Source organism: Streptomyces chryseus (genome assembly GCF_014650755.1).
Lineage (GTDB): Bacteria > Actinomycetota > Actinomycetes > Streptomycetales > Streptomycetaceae > Streptomyces > Streptomyces chryseus.
Map to the genome: position 1 here is coordinate 608,814 of NZ_BMVO01000001.1, position 22,512 is coordinate 631,325.

Consider the following 22,512-nt stretch of genomic DNA (forward strand, 5'->3'; position numbering starts at 1 on the left):
CCCGCCCCTCCCCGAACCGGGGCAAGCCCCGGACCCCGGACGCCCTCCGGGCGTGTCCTCAAACGCCGGACGGGCTGAAACGGGCCGGGGTAGCCACTGGGGCTCCGCCCCGGACCCCAGCCGGCAAACGCCGGACGGGCTGACTGCGCCGGAGGGGCCGGGAGTGGCGCCGAGGACCGCGACCGGACGACGGCGGGAGGGTGTCGGGACCGTAGGGAGCGGTGTTCGGGACGTAGAGCGTGATGTGTGGGCTGGACGCCGGTAAGGCTTTCAGGCACCCCCGGGCATCGCGCCCGAATCATGCAGTCCCGAATGCCGTTCCCGTAGGGCCCGGCACCCGGCACGTGAGACGCGGCCCCACCCAACCGCTCAGCGCAGGTGCGACGTGTCGTTCAGCAGGCGCAGCGACGCGTTGCCGTCCGCGTAGTACGCCACCGCCGACAGCGACGCCGCCGAGAGTTCCATGCGGAACAGGGACTCGGGCGGGGCGCCCAGCGCCAGGCGTACCAGGGTCTTGACCGGTGTCACATGCGTGACGACCAGGACCGTGCGGCCCGCGCAGCGGGCGATCAGCTTGTCGCGGGCCGTCGACACCCGCCGCGCCACCGACGCGAAGCTCTCGCCGCCCCCGGTCGGCGCCGCCTTCGGGGAGGCCAGCCACGCGTCCAGGTCCGCCGGGTACCGCTCGCGGACCTCGGCGAAGGTCAGGCCCTCCCACGCCCCGAAGTCAGTCTCGCGCAGGCCCTCTTCGACGCGTACGTCGAGTCCGAGCCGCGCCGCCACCACGTCAGCCGTCTGGCGGCACCGCCGCAGTGGCGAGCTGACGATCTCCTGGACGGTGCCGCGCGCGGCCAGCGTCGTGGCGACCGCCTCGGCCTGGCGGCGGCCGACCGCCGAGAGCTCCGGGTCGGATCCGCCGCTCCCGGAGAACCGCTTCTCGGGGGTGAGCGCCGTCTCCCCGTGCCGCAGGAGCACGAACGTCGCGGGCGCGCCGAGGTCGGCCGCGGCGCCCCAGCCCACAGCGGGCGCGGTGACGGGCTCGGCCTCGGACGCTTCCGGCAGGGTCAGCGGCTCGGGCACCGCCGCGGCGCGCCCCAGCGCCGCACGGGCCTTGGCGGCGCCGGCCGCCGCGTCGCCCACCACGCGCGGCGCGGCGGCGGCGCGGGGTGCGAGGTCGGCCGTGGAGGCCGACGGCTCCCACTGCTTGCCCTTCTTGCCCGCGTCCATCGCCTCGTTGGCGAGCCGGTCGGCGTGCTTGTTCTTCTCGCGCGGGATCCACTCGTAGGTGACCCGGACGCGCGGGAAGACCGTCGCGGCCTCGGCGGCCAGCGGCTTCATGTCCGGGTGCTTGATCTTCCAGCGGCCGGACATCTGCTCGACGACGAGCTTGGAGTCCATGCGGACATGGACGGTCGCGTCCGGCGCCAGCGCGTGCGCGGCGCGCAGGCCGGCGATCAGCCCCTTGTACTCCGCGACGTTGTTCGTGGCGACGCCGATGTACTCGGCGGCCTCGGCGAGCGTCTCCCCCGTCTGCGGGTCGAGGACGACCGCGCCGTAGCCGGCGGGGCCCGGGTTGCCCCGGGAGCCGCCGTCGGCCTCGACGACGAAGCTGCGTCCCACGGCTACAGGCCGGACTCGGAGGTACGGACCAGGATGCGGCGGCAGTTCTCGCAGCGCACCACCGTGTCGGGGGCGGCGGCCCGCACCTCGTTGACCTCGGTGATGTTGAGCTCCAGCTGGCAGCCCTCGCAGCGGCGCTGGTAGAGGCGGGCCGCGCCGACGCCGCCGGACTGGAGGCGGAGCTTCTCGTACAGCTTGAGGAGGTCGGCGGGGATCGTCGCGGAGGCGACCTCGCGCTCCTTGGTGACCGTGGCGGCCTCGCCGTCGATCTGCTGGGTGGCGGCGTCGCGGCGCGCGGTCGCGTCGTCGGCCTTGGCCTGGACGGACGACACGCGCTCGGTCAGCTCGGCGACGCGCTCCTGGATGGACTCGCGGCGCTCCATGACCTCCAGGACGACATCCTCCAGGTCGCCCTGGCGCTTGGCGAGGGAGACGAGTTCGCGCTGGAGGTTCTCCAGGTCCTTGGGCGACGAGACGGCGCCCGAGTCGAGGCGCTGCTGGTCGCGCGCGGCGCGCTGGCGGACCTGGTCGACGTCCTGCTCGGCCTTGGTCTGCTCGCGGGTGGTGTCGCTCTCCTCGGTCTGCGCGGCGACCAGCAGGTCGCGAAGCTGCGCGAGGTCCTTGGTGAGCGATTCGAGCTCGGCGTGCTCGGGCAGGGAGGTGCGCCGGTGGGCGAGCTGGGACAGGCGCAGATCGAGGGCCTGTACGTCGAGGAGACGGATCTGGTCGGCGGGCGCGGCGTTCAGTTGGGGGCTCCAGAAGAATCAAGGGGGGCGCGCGATGCGCTCGTCGGAAGGGTGGTGGTGGGGGCGTGGTGGGAGGTCCAGGGGTCGGTGACGGTCTTCGACACGTGGACGCGCAGGTCCCACCCATGGCGGTCGGAGATCTCGTCCAGCTGGGCGGCGGCCTGCTCGCACCAGGGCCATTCGGTGGCCCAGTGCGCGGCGTCGATCAGCGCGAGGGGGGTCTGTTCCCGGGCCTCGGAGGCCGGGTGGTGGCGCAGGTCGGCCGTGACGAAGGCGTCGACGCCGGCCGCTCGTACGTCGGCGAACAGGCTGTCGCCGGAGCCGCCGCTGACGGCCACCTTGCTGATGAGCGCGTCCGGGTCGCCGGCCACGCGGATGCCCTGCGCGGTGGCGGGCAGCCGGGCCGCGACGCGGGCGGCGAAGTGGCCGAGGGTGGCCGGAGGGTCCAGCTCGCAGACCCGGCCGAGGCCGCGCCGGCCCTGTGCGTCGGTGGGGTCGGGCACCAGCGGCCCGGTCACCCGCAGGTCCAGGGCGCCGGCGAGGGCGTCGGAGACCCCGGGGTCGGCGCTGTCGGCGTTGGTGTGGGCGACGTGCAGCGCGATGTCGTTCTTGATCAGGGTGTGCACGGCACGGCCCTTGAAGGTGGACGCCGCGACCGTCGTCGTACCGCGCAGATAGAGCGGGTGGTGGGTGACGAGGAGGTTCGCGCCGAGCCGTACGGCCTCGTCGACGGTCTCCTGGACCGGGTCGACGGCGAACAGCACCCGGGTCACCTCGGCGTCGGGGTCGCCGCAGACCGTACCGACCGCGTCCCAGCTCTCGGCCCGCTCGGGGGGCCAGAGGGCGTCGAGCGCGGCGATGACTTCAGACAGACGGGGCACGCAGACAGGTTACCTGCGACGAGTGCCCCGCCCACCATGGCGTACGCGGCCCGCTCGGCCGGGGCCCGCAGGGGACGGGAACGCCAGCTTTGTCGACATGGGGACTCTCCCAGCACACCAGCCCCCGCGACCTCAGCGGAATCGGACAGCGGCCACCCTTATGTGTGAAGTGCGCGGTCTCGTGTTGTTCGGCAGGAAGTGCGAAAACTAGCTTCGTTCGCCGGAGGTGATGGCCTGATGACGGCCTGTGCCATCGAGACCGCGGCCGACGGTGACGCGGTGCGTGAGGCGGTGTTCACGATCGCCGCCGACGGTTCGTACGCCGCGCGGCTGGCCGGTGAGGGCGACGCGCGGTTCCCCGAGCGGTGGACGCTGGACGGCCCCGAGCCGTACGCCGTGCCCCTGCCGGCCGACCAGCCCGAGGAGCCGGACACCGGGCTGCTGCCGCTGGCGGACGGGCGGGTGCTGATCCACCGCCGCCAGGGAGGCGCCTCGCACGCCTTCGGTGGTGGCGCGGGGCGGCACTCCTTCTCGCTGCTGTATCCGACGGGGCCGCGCACCGGGGAGCTGCCGGTGGGCACGGTCGAGTGCGAGCGGCTGGAACTGCTGCCGCCGGCGCCGGACGGCTCGCGGGCGTACGCCCTGTCCGTCGGCGAACGGTCCACGACCGTGTGGCAGGTGGCGGGCGGCGCCTTCGGCCCGGAGTACGTCGCCGAGGTCGCGGGGCGCTGCTCGGGTGGCGTCTGGCTCGACCGTACGGGCCGGATGCTCGCCCTGGACCGGGAGGCCGACGGGGTGACGAAGGCGGTGGCGGTCGACCTGGAGCGGGGCGGGGAGGTCACGCCGCTGCTGCAGATCGCGGAGGGCAGCAACGACCGGCTGCTGCTGGCCGATCCGGACAGCGGGCTGCTGCTGATCCGGTCGGACGCGCCGGGGCGCGACCGGCTGGGCTGGGGGGTGCTGGGCAGCATGCTGCCGGTGCGCTTCCCTGAGTGCCTGGCGCCGGCCGACTGCGCGGTGGCGCCGTTCGCGGTGCAGCCGGGGCAGGTGCTGACGCCGGAGAGCTGCGCGGTGGCGCTGCGGATCGACGGGGCGGCGGGGAGCTGGGTCGGGGTGTGGCGCCCTTCGGGGCGGAGGCTGCATCACCTGGCGGGGCCCGAGGGGTGGTTGGCGGGGGCCGGGCTCTGGACTCCGCGGGGGGTGCTGCGACTGCCGTACGCGACGGGGGCGGTGCCGTGCGGGGTGGCGCGGATCGAGGCCCCCCAGGACGTGGTGATCACCGAACCCGCACAAGCGGAACGCGCAGGTGGGGAACCGTTCGAGGCCCCGGACACTCCTGTGGTGTGCAAGCCCGTACCGCTCCAGCAGGCACCCCTCACCGGGCGCGGGGCCCGTGGTTAGACTCGGTCCGGCCGGGCCGCGCGGTCGTTTCAGCCGGGTGCCGGTGGTGACGGCGGGGCGGGCCTTGCACCACGTGAAAGCGATCGAAGCGATTCCAGGGGATCTCCCAACATGTCTGACGCACGAACCGACACGACCCAGACGCGGCCGCAGCCTTCGGCCGCCGGACGGGACGACGCCGGCCGCTCCGGAAAGCACCGAGGGGGTGCGGCCACGACGGAGGACGCCGCCGCTCCGGCGCACGGCCGCCACCGCCGGGCGTAGTACGCCGCCCCGCCCCGGGGCGCCGCCCCGGGGCCGAGCCCTCGCCCGCCGGGCGGGCCGGACCGCGCCGCGCAGCGGTGCGTCCGGCCCGCCCGGCGGGCGACCGGGGGCCTCACCCCCGCTTGAGGCCCAGCACCTCCGCCGCCGCGAACGTCTCGTGCGGGGGGCGGTCCTCGAAGTACGGCGTCAGCCGCTCCGTCAGCTCCTCGTACGAGAACGCCTCCTTCGCGGTGTCGAACTTGGCCGCGACCCGCGGGCGTTCCATGACCGCGACCATGCCGCCGTGCACGACGAGCAACTGGCCGTTGACCTTCGCGGCGGCGGGCGACGCCAGGTAGCCGACCAGCGGGGAGACGTGCTCGGGGGCGAGCGCGTCGAGTTCGCCCCCGGCCGGCTCCGCGAAGCCGGCGAACACGTCCTGCGTCATGCGGGTCCGCGCGCGCGGGCAGATCGCGTTGGCCGTCACGCCGTACTTGCCCAGCGCCAGCGCCGTCGACGTGGTGAGTCCGACGATGCCGCCCTTGGCCGCCGCGTAGTTGGGCTGCCCCGCCGAGCCCGCCAGGTACGCCTCCGAGGACGTGTTGACGATCCGGCCGTAGACCGGGCCGCCCGCCGCCTTCGAGCGGGCCCGCCAGTGCGCCGCCGCGAAGTGGGTGGTGCTGAAGTGGCCCTTCAGGTGGACGCGGACGACCGAGTCCCACTCGTCCTCGGTCATCGAGAAGATCATCCGGTCGCGGAGGATCCCGGCGTTGTTGACGAGGATGTCCAGCTTTCCGTACGTGTCGACGGCCAGCCCGACCAGTTCCCCGGCCTGCGCGTGGTCCGACACGTCGCCGAGGTGGGCCACGGCCCGCCCGCCGGCCGCCCGGATCTCGGCGGCCACCTCCTCGGCCGGCGCCGCCGACGCCTCGCCCGAGCCGTCGCGCCCGGGCTGCCCGTAGTCGTTGACGACGAGGTCCGCGCCGAGCCGGGCCAGTTCCAGGGCCTCGGCGCGGCCGAGGCCGCGGCCCGCGCCGGTGACGATCGCGCACAGGCCGTCGAGCGGCGGCGCTCCCGGTGACAGTGACATCCGCCGCCCCCTCAGATCTCGATGCAGGTGCGCAGGGCCTCGCCCGTACGCATCTGGTCCAGGGCGTCGTTGATCCCGTCCAGCCGCACCCGGTGGGTGATCAGGCCCTCCAGGTCGATGCGGCCGGCGCGCCACAGCGCGACGGCCCGCTCGTACGAACGCAGCACGTCGCCGCCGCCGTACATGGACGGCAGGATCCGCTTCTCGTCGAAGAACAGCTCGAACATGTTGACCTGGAAGAGGTCGTCCATCGCACCCGCGCCGACGACGCACAAGGTGCCGCCGCGCCGGGTCGTCTCGTACGCGGTCCGGGCGGTGGCCGCCCGGCCGACGACCTCGAAGACGTAGTCGAAGCCCTCCCCCGCCGTGACGCGCTGCTTGGCGTCGGCGAGTTCGTCCGGCGCGACGGCTTCGGTGGCGCCGAACCTCAGCGCCGCCTCGCGCCGGGAGGCGACCGGGTCGACGGCGACGATCTGGGCCGCGCCCTGCACCCGGGCGCCCTGGATCGCGGAGATGCCGACGCCGCCGCAGCCGATGACGGCGACGGAAGAACCGGCTTCGACACGGGCGGTGTTGATGGCGGCGCCGAGCCCCGTCGTCACGCCGCAGCCGATCAGAGCGGCGACCTCGTACGGCAGGTCGTCGGGGATCGGGACGGCGCAGCCCGCGTCGACGACGACCTCCTCGGCGAAGGTGCCGGTCCCGGCGAAGCCGAAGACGTCACCGCCGGGCCTCTTGAAGTTGGGGGTGCCGGCGTTCATGAGCCCGGCGAGGCACAGGTGCGTCTGGCCGCGTTTGCAGGACGGGCAGGCGCCGCAGGCGGGCAGCCAGCAGACGAGGACCCGGTCGCCCCGGCTGATCCCGGTGACGCCGTCGCCGACGTCGGTCACCTCGCCCGCGCCCTCGTGCCCGGGGACGAAGGGGGCGGGCTGCGGCAGTACGCCGCTCATCGCGGAGAGGTCGGAGTGGCACAGGCCGGTGGCCCGTACGCGGATCTTGACCTTGCCGGGGCCGAAGCCCACCGCCTCGACGTCGTCGAGGACTTCGAGCTTGTCCTGCCCTGTCTCGTGCAGTACGGCTGCGCGCACGGTACGGCTCCCTTCACGGACTTCGGGTCAGCTGTGTACGACGGTGGTGTCGGCCAGGACCGGCGCGTCGTCCCGCTCCACGGCGGTGACCGACACCTGGACGCGCCCCGGCGACTTCCACATCCGCAGGCGCAGGGTCTCGCCGGGGAAGGCGACCCCGGCGAAGCGGGTGCTGTACGCGAGGACGCGCGTGACGTCGCCGCCGAGCACGGTGTCGACGACGGCCTTGAGCGTCATGCCGTACGAGCACAGGCCGTGCAGGATCGGCCGGTCGAAGCCGGCGAGCTTCGCGAACTCGGGGTCGGCGTGCAGGGGGTTCCAGTCGCCGGACAGGCGGTAGAGGAGGGCCTGGTCCTCCCGTACCTGCCGCAGCGCTTCGGCGTCCGGTGCGCGGGTGGGCCGCTCGGTGCGGGCGGACGGGCCGCGCTCGCCGCCGAAGCCGCCTTCGCCGCGTACGAAGATCTGGGCGTCGCTGGTCCACAGCGGCCCGTCGTCGTCTGCGGTCTCGGAGCGCAGGACAATGACCGCCGCCTTGCCCTTGTCGTACACCGCCTGGACCGTGGACGTCTGCACCGCCCGGCCCTTCACCGGGATCGGCCGGTGCAGCTCGATGCTCTGGCCGCCGTGCAGGACGTGGGCGAGGTCCACGTCGATGCCCGGCGCCGAGAGGCCGCCGACCACCGCCATGCCGGCGCCGGCGACGGTGGCGAAGCTGGGCAGGACGTGCAGCCTCGATTCGAGGGTGTAGCGCAGCTCGTCGGGGTCGGTGGCGGGGGTGCCCGCGCCGAGGCCGAGGTGGTAGAGCTGGACGTCCTTGTGGTCCCAGGCGATCTCGGCGCTGCGGGGTTGGGCCGCGACGGCCTTTGCGGCATCGATGGGCATGGGGATGCTGCTCCTTGATGGATGGAAGACCTCGGCGCGGCCGTCCGCACCGTCGGCCGCACCGAGGTCGTACGGGACCGGCCGCCGACCGCCCGTTCTAGAACGCGTTCTAGGCCGATGGGGCCTATGTATAACGCACCCCGCGGTGGTTGGGAAGACACCGTGCTGACGCATCGTCAGGTACGCGCCGGCGCGCCGGGGAGGCGGGCGCGGGACGCCTGTCCCCAGCCGGGTCGGGACCGGGTTCGACAGCTCACCCGTACGCGTATGGTCTCGTCGATGTACGGCTCACGGACACGGGCCGGGGCATAGGCTCCGACCGGCCCGCCGGTACCGACTCGAACTGGAGCCACCCGTGATCAGAGTTCTCCTCGCCGAGGACCCGGGCATGACGCGCGGCGCTCTCGCCCGGCTGCTCGGCCTGGAGGCGGACATCGAGGTCGTCGCCCAGGTCGCGGCGGGCGACGAGATCGTGGACGCCGCCCTGGTCTCCCGCCCCGACGTGGCGCTCCTGGACATCGAACTCCCCGGCCTCAGCGGCCTCGACGCCGCGGCGCTGCTGCGCGACGAGGCGCCGGACTGCCGGGTCGTCATCCTCACCACGTTCGCCAGGCCCGGCTACCTGCGGCGGGCGCTGGAGGCGGGCGCGGCGGGCCTGCTGGTCAAGGACGGCCCGGTGCGGGAGCTGGCCGCGACGATCCGCCGGGTGCTGACCGGCGAGACCGTCGTCGACCCGGCCCTCGCCGCCGCCGACGCCGGTCCGGGGCCCGACCCGCTCACCGCCCGCCAGTGAGCCGTGCTCGCGTCACGTTCGCTGCGTACGGCGCGGCAGCCACACCAGCATCAGCAGGACTCCCCCGAGCAGCGCGCCCGCCCCGACCCGGAACGCGAGGGCGTACCCGGCCGTCAGGGCCTCCGGGGTGGCGGCGCCCGCCGTACGGGAGGCCGCGACCGTCGACAGCACCGCGAGGCCCAGCGCGCCGCCCATCGTGCGCGAGGTGTTGATGAGCCCGGACAGCAGGCCGGCGTCGCCCGCACCGCCGCCCGACGTGGCGAGGGAGGCCAGCGGGGTCGACGCGAGACCCGCGCCGACCATCATCACGACGCCGGGGCCGAGGACGGCGGTGAGGTACGGCCCTCCGGCACTCATCGTGGACTGCCACGCCATGCCGCCGGCCGCGACCAGCGTCCCGGTGATCGCGACCCGGCCCGCACCGGCCCTGGCCATGAGGCGCGGGGCGAGCTTCGAGCCGATCACGATGGCCAGCGAGCTGGGCACCAGGGCGAGCCCGGCGCCGAGCGGGGTGTAACCCAGGACGTTCTGGGCGTACAGCGTCATGAAGAACCACATGCAGAACAGCGCGGAGCCGTTCACGAACATGGCCGCGTTCGCCGCCGACACCGCGCGTACGCGGAAGAACTTCAGCGGCATCAGCGGCGCCTTCGTCCGGGCCTCCACCGCCACGAAGACACCGAGCAGCGCGAGTCCCGTCACCAGCGGCACCACGGTCGCGGCTGCCGCCCAGCCCTGCGCCTCGGTCTGCACGATGCCGTACGCGAGGGTCGCGAGCCCGGCGGTGACCAGCAGCGCGCCGGGCAGGTCCAGCCGGCGCCCGTCCCTGGCGTGGCTCTCGACGAGCCACAGGGCGGCGCAGGCCAGGACCAGCGCGCCGACGGGCACGTTGATCAGCAGGACCCAGCGCCAGGACAGCGCGTCCGTCAGTACGCCGCCGACAAGCCCGCCCGCGGCCCCGCCGCCCGCGCCGACCGCCGACCACGTCCCTATGGCGCGGTTCCTGGCGGGGCCTTCGGGGACGGCGGAGGTGAGGATGGTGAGCGTCGCCGGGGCCAGCACCGCCGCGCCGAGGCCCTGCGCCGCGCGGGCGGCCAGCAGGTGCCAGTCCTCCTGGGCGAGCCCGCCGGCGAGGGAGGCGGCGGTGAACAGGCCGAGGCCGGTCAGGAAGGTCCGCTTGCGGCCGAAGAGGTCGGCCGCGCGGCCGCCGAGGAGCATGAAGCCGGCGAAGGCGATCGCGTAGGCGTTGACCACCCACTGCAGGCCGATCGCGCTGAGCGCCAGATCGGCGCGCATCGACGGCAGCGCGACGTTGACCACCGACACGTCGAGGACGACGAGGAACTGGCCCGCGCAGGCGGCGAGGACGACCGCCCAGGTGCGGGACGGCTTGCGGGCGGCGGGGAGGCGGGTTGCGGAGACCTGGCCGGAAGGCGACGAGGAGGCGTGGACCATGGGTGTCATGCTCGCAGCAACCACGTGCCCCGTACATCCGCGTTCCGCGCCGCGTGGCGTCGGCCGGGACGCCCGGCCCCCGCCGTCGCCCGGTGGGAGCCCCGCGCGGACGGTCGCCCTAGTTGTATTGCCCCGGGAGGTTGTGTACGGGTGATGCAGGTCTCGGCTGAGGGATCTTGAACGGGTAAGGGCCTTCCGGGTTCGGTGTGGATTGCGACATCTCCACCGAACGACGAAAGGCCCTCGTGCCCCACCGTAATGCACCCCTGACCGAGACCGGACGGCTGCGCCTGGCCCGCTGCGTGGTCGAGGACGGCTGGCCGCTGCGCCGGGCCGCCGAACGCTTCCAGGTCTCGCCCACCACCGCCCAGCGGTGGGCCACCCGCTACCGAGTTCTGGGCGAGGCCGGGATGGCGGACCTTTCCTCCCGCCCGCATCACAGCCCCCGGCGAACCCCGACCCGCACCGAACGCCGGATCATCAAGGTGCGCCTCCTGCGTCGCTGGGGACCGGCCCGGATCGCTCACCTGCTCGGCCTGGTCCCCTCGACCGTGCACCGTGTCCTGACCCGCTTCAAACTGGCCCGCCTGACCCACCTGGACCGGGCCACCGGCCGGGCAGTGCGCCGCTACGAACGCTCCACACCAGGCGAGTTGGTACACGTGGACATCAAGAAACTCGGCAACATCCCCGATGGCGGAGGCCACAAGGCGCTCGGCCGCCAGGCCGGCCGCAAGACACGGTCCGGCGCCGGCTACAGCTACATCCACACCGCCGTCGACGACCACTCCCGCCTCGCCTACAGCGAGATCCACGACGACGAGAAGAAGGAAACCGCGACCGCCTTCTGGACCCGGGCGAACGCGTTCTTCACCACCGCCGGGATCACCGTCGAGCGCGTCCTGACCGACAACGGCTCCTGCTACCGCTCACGCGACTGGCGCGATGCCCTGGCGGCGGCCGGGATCGCCCACAAGCGAACCCGGCCCTACCGGCCGCAGACCAACGGCAAGGTCGAACGCCTCAACCGCACCCTGCTCGACGAATGGGCCTACGCCCGCCCCTACCGATCAGAACAAGAACGACGCGACGCCTTCCCACACTGGCTCCACACCTACAATCACCACCGCGGACACACCGCGCTCGCAGGCAAACCACCCGCCAGCCGCGTCCCCAACCTCACAGGGCAATACACCTAGTCGGCGTCCCGCTGCCACGTCTTGACGGTCGTCTTCGGGTTGGACGCGGAGTTCGACGTGTGCGACACCAGGCAGCGGTACTGCTTACCCAGGTGGGCGACCCGGTCGTTCACCGAGTACCGCCGGTTTACTTTCCACTCCGAGAATCCCGCTGCCATGAGTCGACGCCCTTTCACCGGACCGGCCCGATGCCGGTCCGCCCGTATCCTCCCACGGCCCGCGCGTCACGCCCGCAGCAGCGTCACCACCGCCGCTCCGCCCAGTCCGATGTTGTGCGCCAGCCCCACCCGCGCGCCCTCGACCTGCCGCGCCCCCGCCTCGCCCCGCAGCTGCCAGGTCAGCTCCGCCGCCTGCGCGAGGCCGGTCGCCCCCAGGGGGTGCCCCTTGGAGATCAGACCGCCGGAGGGGTTGACGACCCAGCGGCCCCCGTACGTCGTCGCGCCGCTCTCCACGAGCTTGCCGGACTCGCCCTCACGGCACATGCCCAGCGCCTCGTACGTCAGCAGCTCGTTGACGGAGAAGCAGTCGTGCAGCTCGACCACGTCGACGTCCTCGATACCGAGGCCGGACGCCCGGTACACCTGGAGCGCGGCGGCCCGCGACATCGGCCGGCCGACGACGTCGACGCAGGAACCGGACGCGAAGGACTCCTCGGTGTCGGTCGTCATCGCCTGCGCGACGATCTCGACGGCCCGGTCGTGCAGACCGTGCCGGACCAGGAAGCGCTCGGACACCACGAGCGCGGCGGCTGCCCCGTCGGAGGTGGGAGAGCACTGGAGCTTGGTGAGCGGCCGGTGGACGGTCCTGGCGGCGAGGATCTCCTCGACCGTCCACACGTCCCGGAACTGGGCGTTGGGGTTGTCCGCCGAGTGCCGGTGGTTCTTGGCCGCGACCGCCGCGAGCTGCGCCTCCGTCGTGCCGTACCGCTCCATGTGCTCGCGCGCCGCGTTGCCGAAGATCTGCGCGGTGGGCGGGGTCGCCTCGAAGCCGTGGGCGGCGGCCATGACGCCGTAGTGACGGGCGACGGGTGACGTGGCGAAGTCGCCGCCGTCCGAACCGCCGCCCAGCGCCCCGCGCTTCATCTTCTCGAAGCCCAGCGCCAGCACGCAGTCGCTGAGGCCGCCCTCGACGAACTGCCGCGCCGTCATGAGCGCCGTGGAGCCGGTGGCGCAGTTGTTGTTGACGTTGTAGACCGGGACGCCGGACAGGCCGAGTTCGTACGCCGCCCGCTGACCGGCGGTCGACGCCTGGAAGCAGTATCCGGCGACGACCTGCTGAACCTCGTCGTACGTGGTCCCGGCGTCGGCCAGCGAGCGGGCACCGGCCTCCTTCGCCATGTCCCAGTACTGCCAGTCACGGCTCTCGGGCTTCTCGAACTTCGTCATCCCGACACCGACGACGTACGCCTTCGCGCTCACGGCGGAGCTCCCCTCAGTCACGCGGCAGGCCGAGCAGGCGCTCGGCCACGACATTGAGCTGGACCTGGGTCGTGCCGCCCGCGATCGTCAGGCAGCGCGACATCAGGAACCCGTGCACGGCCCGCTCGCCGGCCCCTTCACGCACCGCGCCTTCGGGCCCGAGCAGTTCGAGGGCCAGTTCCGCGACCTTCTGCTGGTGCGCCGTCTGGACGAGTTTGCGTACGCTCGCTCCCGCGCCCGGATCGAGGCCCGACACCTGCCGCGTCGTCGTGCGCAGCCCGATGCAGGCCAGGGCGTGCGCCTCGGCGACGAGCGCACCGACGCGCACCCGGTACGCGTCGTCGAGTCCGGCGGACCGTGCGATCAGCGCTTCGAGACCGGTATCGAAGGCGACCTGGTCGGCCATGTGGACCCGCTCGTTGCCCAGGGTGTTGCGGGCGACCCGCCAGCCGCCGCCGACCTCGCCGACCACCGCGTCGTCCGGGAGAGTCACGTCGTCGAAGTAGACCTCGTTGAAGAGCGAGTCGCCGGTGATCTCCTTCAGCGGCCGTACGTCGATGCCCTCGGCCCCCTTCATGTCGACGAGGAAGTACGTCAGTCCCTCGTGCTTGGGCGCGTCCGGGTCCGTACGGGCCAGCAGGATCCCGTAGTCGGCCCACTGCGCCGCGCTCGTCCACACCTTCTGGCCGGTGACGCGCCACCCTTCCGCCGTCTTCTCCGCCCGCGTCCTCAGCGACGCCAGATCGGACCCGGCCTCCGGCTCCGAGAACAACTGGCACCACAGCACCTCGCCGCGCAGCGTCGGCCCCAGGTGGCGCTCCTGCTGCTCCGGCGTCCCGTACGCGATCAGCGAGGGCACCACCCAGGTCGCGATCCCCAGCTCGCTCAACCGCACGCCCGCCTCCCGCAGCTCCCGCTGCACGGCGAGCTGACGCACCGGCCCCGCGCCCAGCCCGTACGGCGGCGGCAGGTGCGGCGCGGCGTAACCCGTCGGCGCGAGGGCGCGGCGGGCGGCGGCCGGGTCGAGGCCCCGCGCGGCCGCGATCGCCTCCCGTGCCCGCTCCCGGTACGCGTCCGCTTCCGGTGGCAGCTCAAGCCGCAGCTCGCGCCGCGCGCCGGCCGCCGCGAGCCGGGCGGCGCGCTGCCGGTGCGTGTCGCCCGGACCGAGCAGCTGCCGGGCGGCCAGCGCCCGGCGCAGGTATAGGTGGGCGTCGTGTTCCCAGGTGAACCCGATGCCGCCGAGGATCTGCACGCAGTCCTTGGCGCAGGTGTACGCGGCGTCGAGCGCGGCCGAGGCGGCGAGCGCGGCGACCAGGTCCCCGGCGCCGGTCCCGGCGGCGCGGGCCGCGTCCCAGGCGAGGGCCCTGGCCTGTTCGAGCCGCACGAGCATGTCGGCGCACAGGTGCTTGACCGCCTGGAACCGCCCGATGGGCCGCCCGAACTGCACGCGGGTGCGGGCGTGTTCGGTGGCGGTGTCCAACGCCCACCCCGCGACGCCGCACGCCTCGGCGGCGTACAGCACGGCGGCGAGGCCGGGTACCGGATCGCCGCCGCCCGCGAAGACGAGCAGGCGGTCGGCGGGCACGGTGACGCCCCGCGCGGTGACCTCGGCCGTGGGCCGGGTCGGGTCGGCGCTCTCGTGGGTACGGACGACCAGTTCCCCGGCGTCCACGGCGAACCACGCGTCCCCGGCGGCGAGCACGAGGACGTCTGCCTGCCCGCCGCCGAGGACGGGCGGGGCGGTCCCGTCGAGCCGGTGGCCGCCGTCGACGGGGGTGGCGGTGAGCGTGCCCGCGCCGAGCGCGACCGCCCCGATGCGGGCGCCCGACGCGAGTGCGGCGACGAGCGGCTCCTGGCCGCCGCGCCGCAGCACCTCGGAGGCGAGCACGCTCGGCAGGTACGGGCCCGGCAGCGCGGCGCGTCCGGCTTCCTCCAGTACGACGGCGAGGTCGAGCAGCGCGCCTCCCCCGCCCCCGCACTCCTCGGGCAGGTGAAGCCCGAGCAGGCCCTGCTCGGCCGCCGCGTCCCAGTACGCGGGCCGCCGTTCCCCCGCCCCGTCGGTCACCGTCCCGTCGAGCACCTTCCGCACGGCCTCGGGCGGCACCGCCCGCGCGAGCCAGCGGCGCACGGAGTCCGCCAGGTCGCGATGCTCTTGCGTGATTCCGATACCCATGCGCGGCAGACTAGAACACGTTCCAATCTGACGGAAGGTCAGAAACAGGCGGAAGAATCGATACGGCTACACCCGTTCGAGTGGCGGGGACATCATGGGGCATCCACGTGGGCAACGGACAGAAGGCACCAAAACTTCAACATCAACGCCCACGTCTACGGATGGAACTTCATGCGACTCCGCAGCACCCTGGCCGCCACGGTCGGCGCCTTCGCCCTCGCACTGACGCTGCCCGCCTCGGCCGGTGCGGCCACGGGGACCTTCACGTACCGGTACGCCGACCAGTCCGGCGTACTGACCGACCCGCCGAGCGGCGAGTGCATCACGCTCCCGGAGGTGGCCGACGAGCAGGTCCTGCCGGCCCACACGCCGGCCAACGCCACGGACGCGGTCGCCACCGTCTACGCGGGCTCGGAGTGCACGGGCCCGCAGTTCGACCTCCGCGCCCACACCGGCCACGGCTCGGACCGCCTCAAGGTGCGCTCGGTCGTCTTCCACTGAGCACGGCGACTTCCGTCCCCGGTCCCCGCGTCGTGCGCCTGCGCGGGGACCGGGGCGGAGCTGGAGCCTCAGCGAAAGTCGGGAGCGAGCCCGACCCGGTGTACTACGCGTACTACACTGAGACCATGACCCGTTCCGTACCGATAAGAGAGCTCAATCAGGACACGGCCGGCGTGATCGCTCGCGTCGAAGCGGGTGAGACGATCACAATCACCCGCAATGGGCGGCCCATCGCCACCCTGGCCCCCCAAGGGGCCGAGGCCGACAGTCCGGCCTACCCCTTTCGCACCGACCCCATGGGCGAGCTCGACGACCTCCCCGTTTTCCGGGGCCCGGACCTCAGCGATGACGAGATCGAGGACTCTTTGAGGGGCATGGGCGGCAGCGTTGACTGATCACGTGATCCCCGTGGCCATCGCCGACACCAACGCCCTGTTCCGACTGTTCACCGCGTCCAGCAAACGGCATGAGGAGCACCGCGAGGCGCTCAGCAGGATCGGCCACCTCATCGTCTCGCCGATGGTGCTTGCCGAACTCGACTACCTGCTGACTCAGAAGATCAACGCGTCCACGGCTGCGACCGCGCTCGAGTTCATCGCCAAGCGCGCCGACGCGCAGCGCTTCGAAGTGCCTGCCGTGCAGCCTCACCTGCACACGGCACTCGCGATCATGAACGGGTACCGGGACCTTGACGGCGGCAGCGGAATCGGACTCGCGGACGCGATGAACGTGGCCCTGGCGGCGCACTACCGGACGGCGGCCCTCTTCACCTCGGACATCCACTTCCGCATCGTGCGCCCGTTGGACGCGCACGAGTCGTTCCGGCTTCTTCCGGACGATCTCTAGCCGATGTGCCCCTCGGCGGCGGCCGTGACGAATGCCGCGAAGGCGGCGGGAGCGACGGCGAAGGCGGGGCCTTCGGGGTTCTTGGAGTCGCGGACGGCGACACGGCAGGGCTGAGTGGCTACCTCGACGCAGTCACCGCCGGTGTCACCGCTGTACGACGACTTGCGCCAGGCGGTGGCGCCGAGGGGGGCGCACTCGATGCACTCGCCACCGGTGCCCCCACTGAAGCTCGACTTACGCCACAACGCGCCCGTCAGATCCTGGCTGGTCCCCATAACGTTCCTCCCGTACGCGGGCGATCAGTGCCGCCGAGTCTTCCACGGAGAGGGCTGCGGCCTGCAAATGATCGTATCGGTGCGCACAGTCCCGGGCAGTCTCCGGATTGGCGGTCACGTGAGCCGATCCGTAGCTCTCCGCGTAGACGATATCCGGATCGCCCTCAAACCTGAGGACGGTGAACGAGCCGACTGTCGCCGGATGTTGTCCAACACCGAAGGGGAGCACCTGGATGCGGACCTCACGCCGGTCCCGGAAGCTCAACAAGTGGAGCAGTTGATTTCGCATGGCGTCCCGGCCGCCGAACGGCCTATGCAGAACCGCTTCGTCCAGCACAACCCAGACCAGTGGTGGACGCTGCCGATTCAGAATGCGTTGTCGCTCAACTCGGGCGGCCACCGCTTCGTCGAGCTTGTCCGCCCACCCGGCTTGCAGCACTGCGCGCGCGTACTCCGGGGTCTGCAACAAGCCGTAGACCAACTGGGCCTGAAACGAAGAGATGTACGCCGCCCGCGCCTCCATCTCCGCGTACGCCTGGAACCAGTGCGGCAGCTGGCTCCGCAGTACCAGGCCCACCAGCCGCGAGAACGTCCCGCCCGTCCCCAGCGCCGCGTCCATCCGCTCCGAGAAGTCACGGGTCGGCACCTTCCGGGCCGTCTCCACCTGGCCGATGAGCGAGGCCGTACAGAAGACGATGTCGCCGAGCTGCCCCTGCTTCAGCCCCGCCGCCTCTCGCAAGCGGCGCAGTTCGGAGCCGTAGTAGTCCAGCGGCGACGCGCTGGGATCGAGGTCGCGGATGTTGACCATGCGGCGGCCACCCCCAAGTTCACGCCGTGCGGCGTTCGTTTCGGTCGGTAGCCGAGCGTAATCGCGCCACCGCACTCTGGTGACATGAATCACGCAACTGACCACTCACCAGCGCACATTGAGCACGGCTACCGCATGGGCTTCACCGTCGGTGAGCATTCGGCGCGGCACCTGCGGCGCATCGTGCGGACGGTTCTGGCCCGTTGGGACATGTCGGAGCTGACCGACGCGGCCGAGCTGGCCCTCACCGAGCTCGTCGCCAACGTCGTACGGCACGTACCGGGCCGGCACTGCACGCTGCTCGTCCTGCGCCGGCCGGGCGGACTGCGGGTGGAGGTCGCGGACCGGTGTCCCGACCCGGCCCGCAGGAGAGGCGGCGAAGGAGGCGAGCTCGCCGAGGGCGGGCGGGGGCTGATGCTGGTGGAGGCCGTGACCGACCGCTGGGGCACGGTGCCGGTGCCGGGCGGCAAGACGGTCTGGTTCGAGTGCGATGCGAAGCCCTGTTCGGACCCGCCTACGATGTGACCGCCCAGTAGACATGTGCCGTACGACCGGAGGACCCATGGCCGCCGCCGCGCCCAAGCCCGAGACGCTCGCCGCCTTCGAGGCCGCCAAGGGCTTCATGCCGGTACGCGAGGGGCTCGCCCTGTACGCCGCCGCCGCCGAGGCCGGGGCGCTCGGGCTGCCGCTGGTGGAGGTCGGCACGTACTGCGGGCGGTCCACGATCCTGCTCGCCGACGCCGCCCGCGAGGCCGGCACGGTCGCCGTGACCGTCGACCACCACCGGGGCAGCGAGGAGCAGCAGCCGGGCTGGGAGTACCACGACCCGACGGTCGTGGACCCGGAGGTCGGCCTGATGGACACCCTCCCGACCTTTCGCCGCACGCTGCACAGGGCGGGGCTCGAAGAGCACGTGATCGCGGTCGTCGGGCGGTCGCCGCAGGTCGCGGCCGTGTGGGGCGGCGAGGTCGGCCTTGTCTTCATCGACGGCGGCCACACCGACGAGCACGCGAGCGGCGACTACGAGGGCTGGGCGCCGCACGTGGCCATCGGCGGGCTGCTCGTGATCCACGACGTCTTCCCCGACCCGGCAGACGGCGGCCAGGCCCCGTACCGCGTGCACCAGCGCGCCCTCGCGTCCGGCGCCTTCACCGAGATCTCGGCGACCGACTCGCTGCGCGTCCTGCGCCGTGTTTCTCCGGGGATCTGACCCGCGCGGTTAGCATCGCCGGGTGTCGTACGACAGCGAGCCCCCCACCCCCCCGACCACTTCCGCGCCCTCCTCCCGCCGCTTCGGCCGGGGGAGCGCCACCGTCGCGGTCGCCGCGCTGGTACCGGCCGCCCTGGCGGGCTGGCTCGTGTGGCAGGCGACGAGCGGTCCCGGCGACAGCGATCAGCCCGAGGTGGTGCCGGGGCAGAGCCAGAGCCGGTCCGTGGCGCCCCCCGCCGACGCCAAGCCGTCGGCGCCCACCACGCCGCCCGCCTCCCCCTCCACCGGCGCTCCGTCCCCCTCGGGGACGGACAAGGACGAGAAGCCGAACGCGACCGGGCCCCTCGCGGGCAAGGTCGTGGTGGTCGACCCCGGTCACAACCCGGGCAATTTCCGCCATACGCGCGAAATCAACAAACTGGTGAATGTCGGCACACACCGCAAGGAGTGCGACACCACCGGCACGTCCACGAACGCCGGCTACACCGAGGCGTCGTTCACCCTGGACGTCTCGCGCCGCCTGCGCGCGCTCCTGGAGAAGCAGGGCGCGACGGTCAAGCTCGTACAGAACGAGGACCGTCCGTACGGGCCGTGCGTGGACGAGCGGGCCCGAATCGGCAACGAGGCGAAGGCCGACGCCGTCGTCTCCGTGCACGCCGACGGCTCGGCGGTCGGCAACCGCGGGTTCCACGTGATCCTGCCCGCACTGGTGAAGGGCGGCGCGGCGGACACCACGAAGATCGTCGGTCCGTCGCGGGAGCTGGGGACGCGCATCGCGGGCAAGTTCGTCCAGGCGACCGGCAGCGCGCCCTCCAACTACGTGGGCGACGGCACGGGATTGGACGTGCGCAAAGACCTCGGCGGGCTCAATCTGTCGACTGTGCCCAAGGTGTTCGTCGAATGCGGCAATATGCGTGACCCGAAGGACGCCGCTCTGCTGACGAACGAGGGCTGGCGCCAGAAGGCGGCGCAGGGGATCGCCGACGGGATCGGGAGTTACCTGGAAAGGTAGGTCCGATACCCGGGGGCCGACCTCCCGGAGGGGACGATACATTCATCCGTACGATGGGGAGCTGCCCCCGAGCTTCGCCATGTGCCGCCCCGACGAGTCGACCCACTAAGGACCTTCAAAGTGAACATCCGCTCCCTCACTCGAGGCGACGGCGTGGTGATCGGAGCAGCGGTGGTGCTGTTCATCGCCTCGTTCCTCAGCCTGGTGTCCCTTCCCGACTGCAGCGGCCAGTTCTGCCCGCGCGAGTCCTCGGCGCCCAACGCCTGGGACTCGCTGGGCACGCTGATGAGCGTGTACCTCGCCGGCGTCATCGCCGCGGCGCTGATCGTCGTCAGCCGCGCCATGCCGGGCCGCAAGGTGGCCAACATCGACCTCGGTCAGTTCGGTGTCGCGTTCGCCGTCTTCGCGCTGTGGACCGCCTTCTGGACGATCATCGACATGACCGGTGACGCGGGCGCCGGCATGATCCTCGGCCTGCTGGCCACCCTCGTCCTCGCCGCCGGCGCCGTCGCCGCGCCGCTCGTCCCGGCGCTCAAGGCCCCGCTCATGCCGGCCCCGAAGCCGCAGGTCGCGCAGCCGTACGGTGGGCAGCCCGGTCAGCCGGGCCCCGGTGGCTACGGCTACCCCGGTGCGCAGCAGCCGCCGTACGGCGGCCAGCCCGGCCAGCAGCAGCCGTACGGGGCCCAGCCGCAGCAGGGCCAGCAGCCGCAGGCGCAGCAGCAGGCGCAGGCTCCGGCCGCGCAGCAGGGCGGCGCTCCCGCCGCCGGCGACTTCGCCCCGTTCTGGTTCGCGGTTCCGGTCGCCCGTCCGCTGTACGCGGAGGACGGTTCGCCGACGCCGATCGCCGAACTGGCCCCCGGCACCTGGTACCTGGCGGTGGAGCAGCGCGGTCCCGGTCTGGTCGCCCAGACGCAGGACGGCCGTCGCGGCGTCCTCCAGGACACCACCGGCATCCAGCGCGGCTGACCGCCGCACACCGGCCCCATCGGCCCCTCGCCCCTTCCGGGCGGGGGGCCGTTGTCGTACAGTCGCCCGGGTCAGGGATCTGACACACCGTCAGGTACGGTCGTCGGAGGGACACTCAGGGATGCGCCTCGGACTCGCTCTCGGCTACTGGGGCCGCGGCCCCGACCCCGGCCATCTCGCCCTGGCCCGCGAGGCGGAGCGGCTCGGCTACGACTCGGTGTGGACCGCCGAGGCGTGGGGCTCCGACGCGTTCACCCCGCTCACCTGGATCGCGGCGCACACCTCCCGCATCCGGCTCGGCACAGGGGTGGCGCAGATGGCGGCCCGCACGCCCACCGCCACGGCGATGCACGCGCTGACCCTGGACCACCTGTCCGGCGGCCGGATGATGCTCGGGCTCGGGCTCTCGGGACCGCAGGTCGTCGAGGGCTGGTACGGACGGCCCTTCCCCGCGAGCCCGCTCACCGCGACACGGGAGTACGTCGACACGATCCGCCAGGTGCTGCGACGCGAGGCGCCGGTCGAGGTGGACGGGCGGTTCCACCCGCTGCCGTACCGGGGCGCGGACGCGGTGGGCACCGGCAGGGCGCTCAAGCCCATCACGCATCCGCTGCGGTCCGCCCTCCCCGTCCTGCTCGGCGCGGAGGGCCCGAAGAACATCGCCCAGACGACCCGCGTCGCCGACGGCTGGCTGCCGCTCTACTGGTCACCGATGCGCACCGATGTGTACGCGGCGTCGCTGACCGGCCTGCGCGCCGGTTTCATGGTCGCGCCGATGGCGCGGGCGAAGGTCTGCGACGACGTGGCCGAGGGCCTGCTGCCGGTCAAGGCGATGCTGGGCTTCTACATCGGCGGCATGGGCCACGCGGCCCGCAACTTCCACGCGGACCTGATGGGGCGCATGGGCTTCGAGGACGAGGCCCGCCGCGTCCAGGAGCTGTTCCTCGCGGGCCGCAAAGAGGAGGCGGTGCTGGCCGTCCCCGACGCGTTCGCGGACGAGATCTCCCTCGTCGGCCCGCGCGAGCGCATCGCGGAACGCCTGGAACTGTGGCGCGCGGGCCCGGTGACCGACCTGCTGGTGACGGCCCCGGACCCGCACACGTTGCGCGTACTGGCCGATCTGAACACCTGACGGGCCGATCTCTCACCATCGAGTGAGCCAGACGGCTTCTGCCCCGCGACATCGGCCGCCCCGCTTAGGTTCGCCCACATGGAACCGCGGTACGACATCGAGATCGAACCCGAGGTACGGGAGTGGCTCCGGCTCCCTTCCGAGAGAGCACTACCGTTTCGTGGAACGGCACGCGGACCGTTTGGCGTCGAATCCGACCCTGCTCGGCGAGCCGTACTCACGGCATCTCGGAGGGCCGTTGCGCGAGCTGCGTTTCCACCTGGACACGGCCGCGTTCCGCATCACCTACTGGCTGGAACCGAACCGCCGTATCGTGTTGCTCACGGTCTGCCGCAAGACTCGGATGCGTGAAGACGCACAGGTCGAGCGGGCTGTGCGCGCGCAGAAGGAGTGCGAGGCCGCGCACTGCCCGGCTGAGGCCGAATACCACCGGCACATTCGAGGAGCAAGGATGAGCGGCGGCTACCACACCGAGTGGAAGATCCCGGACGAGCATCGCGTCGACCCCGCGTACATCGAAGCGGGCGCCTCGATCGCCCTTGGTCAGGCGGTGTACGACTTCCGCGTCGCGCTCGGTCTCTCGGAGACCGAACTGGCACGGAGGGCCGGTCTCACCGAGGCCGAGGTCGAGCAGATCGAGGGCGGTGGCACTGTGCCGACGCTGCCTCTGCTTCGGCAGCTCGCCTCCGCCCTGGACGCCCAGCTCGACGTGTCCATCGGCTCCGACGCCATGTCCCTGGCTTTCGTGCCCCACGCCGCCTAGTGGTCGGCTC

The 22,512-nt window shown here is 72.7% G+C and carries 23 protein-coding genes and 1 pseudogene; 12 read left to right on the forward strand and 12 right to left on the reverse strand.

All coding sequences use genetic code 11. The annotated features are described in order from the left end of the window. Nucleotides 1-369: 369 nt before the first annotated feature. Genes IE185_RS02815 through IE185_RS02825 form a run of 3 tightly spaced genes read right to left on the reverse strand, consistent with a single transcriptional unit; the run spans nt 370 to nt 3,247 of the window. Nucleotides 370-1,620, reverse strand: coding sequence for a bifunctional RNase H/acid phosphatase (locus IE185_RS02815; RefSeq protein ID WP_138899235.1), 1,251 nt, complete (start codon nt 1,618-1,620; stop codon nt 370-372). Nucleotides 1,621-1,622: 2 nt separating this feature from the next. Beyond that, a complete protein-coding gene (locus IE185_RS33800; RefSeq protein ID WP_138899236.1) occupies nt 1,623-2,366 on the reverse strand; it encodes a zinc ribbon domain-containing protein in 744 nt (247 codons plus the stop codon). Next, nucleotides 2,363-3,247 carry a Nif3-like dinuclear metal center hexameric protein gene (locus IE185_RS02825; protein WP_189714521.1) on the reverse strand — a complete coding sequence of 295 codons (885 nt, stop codon included), beginning with the start codon at nt 3,245-3,247 and terminating at the stop codon, nt 2,363-2,365. Before IE185_RS02825 ends, IE185_RS33800 begins: the two co-directional genes overlap by 4 nt. Nucleotides 3,248-3,484: 237 nt before the next feature. Here IE185_RS02825 and IE185_RS02830 point away from each other — a divergent pair, with 237 nt between their 5' ends. Next, a complete protein-coding gene (locus tag IE185_RS02830) occupies nt 3,485-4,648 on the forward strand; it encodes a hypothetical protein (RefSeq protein WP_189714523.1) in 1,164 nt (387 codons plus the stop codon). Nucleotides 4,649-5,024: 376 nt separating this feature from the next. Here the strand turns inward: IE185_RS02830 and IE185_RS02835 are convergent, their stop codons facing one another. The 3 genes from IE185_RS02835 to chsH3 are packed head-to-tail and all read right to left on the reverse strand — an operon-like array spanning nt 5,025 to nt 7,951. Next, nucleotides 5,025-5,981, reverse strand: a complete 957-nt coding sequence (locus tag IE185_RS02835) for a 3-oxoacyl-ACP reductase (RefSeq protein ID WP_138897557.1) — start codon at nt 5,979-5,981, stop codon at nt 5,025-5,027. A gap of 11 nt (nt 5,982-5,992) precedes the next feature. Then, entirely contained in the window at nt 5,993-7,069 is a 1,077-nt protein-coding gene (locus tag IE185_RS02840) for a Zn-dependent alcohol dehydrogenase (protein ID WP_138897558.1), read from the reverse strand. A gap of 27 nt (nt 7,070-7,096) precedes the next feature. Then, nucleotides 7,097-7,951 carry an enoyl-CoA hydratase ChsH3 gene (chsH3, locus tag IE185_RS02845; protein ID WP_138897559.1) on the reverse strand — a complete coding sequence of 285 codons (855 nt, stop codon included), beginning with the start codon at nt 7,949-7,951 and terminating at the stop codon, nt 7,097-7,099. A gap of 355 nt (nt 7,952-8,306) precedes the next feature. On the opposite strand from chsH3, the pseudogene IE185_RS02850 reads away from it, so the two are divergent. Beyond that, a pseudogene (locus IE185_RS02850) lies at nt 8,307-8,741 on the forward strand (response regulator); the annotation flags it as partial. A gap of 15 nt (nt 8,742-8,756) precedes the next feature. On the opposite strand, the gene IE185_RS02855 reads toward IE185_RS02850, so the two are convergent. Beyond that, nucleotides 8,757-10,208 carry a DHA2 family efflux MFS transporter permease subunit gene (locus IE185_RS02855; RefSeq protein WP_138909392.1) on the reverse strand — a complete coding sequence of 484 codons (1,452 nt, stop codon included), beginning with the start codon at nt 10,206-10,208 and terminating at the stop codon, nt 8,757-8,759. A 236-nt stretch (nt 10,209-10,444) separates the two neighbouring features. Between IE185_RS02855 and IE185_RS02860 the strand changes: the two genes are divergently transcribed. Beyond that, entirely contained in the window at nt 10,445-11,398 is a 954-nt protein-coding gene (locus IE185_RS02860) for an IS481 family transposase (protein ID WP_138897562.1), read from the forward strand. Here the strand turns inward: IE185_RS02860 and IE185_RS02865 are convergent. The 3 genes from IE185_RS02865 to IE185_RS02875 all read right to left on the reverse strand — a co-directional run bounded on the left by IE185_RS02865 (nt 11,395) and on the right by IE185_RS02875 (nt 14,989). After that, a complete protein-coding gene (locus IE185_RS02865) occupies nt 11,395-11,556 on the reverse strand; it encodes a carbohydrate-binding protein (protein WP_138897563.1) in 162 nt (53 codons plus the stop codon). The genes IE185_RS02860 and IE185_RS02865 overlap by 4 nt on opposite strands. A 66-nt stretch (nt 11,557-11,622) precedes the next feature. Continuing rightward, nucleotides 11,623-12,816: a lipid-transfer protein gene (locus IE185_RS02870; protein WP_229843317.1), complete on the reverse strand. Its 1,194-nt coding sequence runs from the start codon at nt 12,814-12,816 to the stop codon at nt 11,623-11,625. 13 nt (nt 12,817-12,829) lie between these two features. After that, nucleotides 12,830-14,989, reverse strand: coding sequence for an acyl-CoA dehydrogenase family protein (locus IE185_RS02875; protein ID WP_138897947.1), 2,160 nt, complete (start codon nt 14,987-14,989; stop codon nt 12,830-12,832). A gap of 171 nt (nt 14,990-15,160) precedes the next feature. On the opposite strand from IE185_RS02875, the gene IE185_RS02880 reads away from it, so the two are divergent. The 3 genes from IE185_RS02880 to IE185_RS02890 all read left to right on the forward strand — a co-directional run bounded on the left by IE185_RS02880 (nt 15,161) and on the right by IE185_RS02890 (nt 16,336). Beyond that, the gene (locus IE185_RS02880; RefSeq protein ID WP_138897946.1) at nt 15,161-15,490 is read left to right on the forward strand and encodes a hypothetical protein; all 330 of its coding nucleotides are present in this window, start codon (nt 15,161-15,163) and stop codon (nt 15,488-15,490) included. 125 nt (nt 15,491-15,615) lie between these two features. Further along, nucleotides 15,616-15,885, forward strand: coding sequence for a type II toxin-antitoxin system Phd/YefM family antitoxin (locus tag IE185_RS02885; protein ID WP_138897945.1), 270 nt, complete (start codon nt 15,616-15,618; stop codon nt 15,883-15,885). A 13-nt stretch (nt 15,886-15,898) separates the two neighbouring features. Next, nucleotides 15,899-16,336 carry a PIN domain-containing protein gene (locus IE185_RS02890; RefSeq protein ID WP_308432709.1) on the forward strand — a complete coding sequence of 146 codons (438 nt, stop codon included), beginning with the start codon at nt 15,899-15,901 and terminating at the stop codon, nt 16,334-16,336. Here the strand turns inward: IE185_RS02890 and IE185_RS02895 are convergent. Both IE185_RS02895 and IE185_RS02900 read right to left on the reverse strand, forming a co-directional pair. After that, nucleotides 16,333-16,611 carry a DUF397 domain-containing protein gene (locus tag IE185_RS02895; RefSeq protein ID WP_138897944.1) on the reverse strand — a complete coding sequence of 93 codons (279 nt, stop codon included), beginning with the start codon at nt 16,609-16,611 and terminating at the stop codon, nt 16,333-16,335. The genes IE185_RS02890 and IE185_RS02895 overlap by 4 nt on opposite strands. Then, nucleotides 16,571-17,419: a helix-turn-helix domain-containing protein gene (locus IE185_RS02900; protein ID WP_138897943.1), complete on the reverse strand. Its 849-nt coding sequence runs from the start codon at nt 17,417-17,419 to the stop codon at nt 16,571-16,573. The genes IE185_RS02895 and IE185_RS02900 overlap by 41 nt, the downstream gene beginning before the upstream one ends. An 84-nt stretch (nt 17,420-17,503) precedes the next feature. Between IE185_RS02900 and IE185_RS02905 the strand changes: the two genes are divergently transcribed. The 6 genes from IE185_RS02905 to IE185_RS33805 all read left to right on the forward strand — a co-directional run bounded on the left by IE185_RS02905 (nt 17,504) and on the right by IE185_RS33805 (nt 22,502). Beyond that, nucleotides 17,504-17,944, forward strand: coding sequence for an ATP-binding protein (locus IE185_RS02905; RefSeq protein WP_229843318.1), 441 nt, complete (start codon nt 17,504-17,506; stop codon nt 17,942-17,944). A 37-nt stretch (nt 17,945-17,981) separates the two neighbouring features. Continuing rightward, a complete protein-coding gene (locus tag IE185_RS02910) occupies nt 17,982-18,629 on the forward strand; it encodes a class I SAM-dependent methyltransferase (RefSeq protein ID WP_138899735.1) in 648 nt (215 codons plus the stop codon). Between the two features lie 22 nt (nt 18,630-18,651). Then, the gene (locus IE185_RS02915) at nt 18,652-19,641 is read left to right on the forward strand and encodes an N-acetylmuramoyl-L-alanine amidase (RefSeq protein ID WP_189714527.1); all 990 of its coding nucleotides are present in this window, start codon (nt 18,652-18,654) and stop codon (nt 19,639-19,641) included. 120 nt (nt 19,642-19,761) lie between these two features. Beyond that, nucleotides 19,762-20,607 (forward strand): DUF5336 domain-containing protein, encoded by an 846-nt coding sequence (locus IE185_RS02920; RefSeq protein WP_138897734.1) that lies wholly within the window; start codon nt 19,762-19,764, stop codon nt 20,605-20,607. Between the two features lie 121 nt (nt 20,608-20,728). After that, the gene (locus IE185_RS02925) at nt 20,729-21,739 is read left to right on the forward strand and encodes an LLM class F420-dependent oxidoreductase (RefSeq protein WP_138897733.1); all 1,011 of its coding nucleotides are present in this window, start codon (nt 20,729-20,731) and stop codon (nt 21,737-21,739) included. 181 nt (nt 21,740-21,920) lie between these two features. Then, entirely contained in the window at nt 21,921-22,502 is a 582-nt protein-coding gene (locus IE185_RS33805; RefSeq protein ID WP_308432710.1) for a type II toxin-antitoxin system RelE/ParE family toxin, read from the forward strand. Nucleotides 22,503-22,512: the final 10 nt, after the last annotated feature.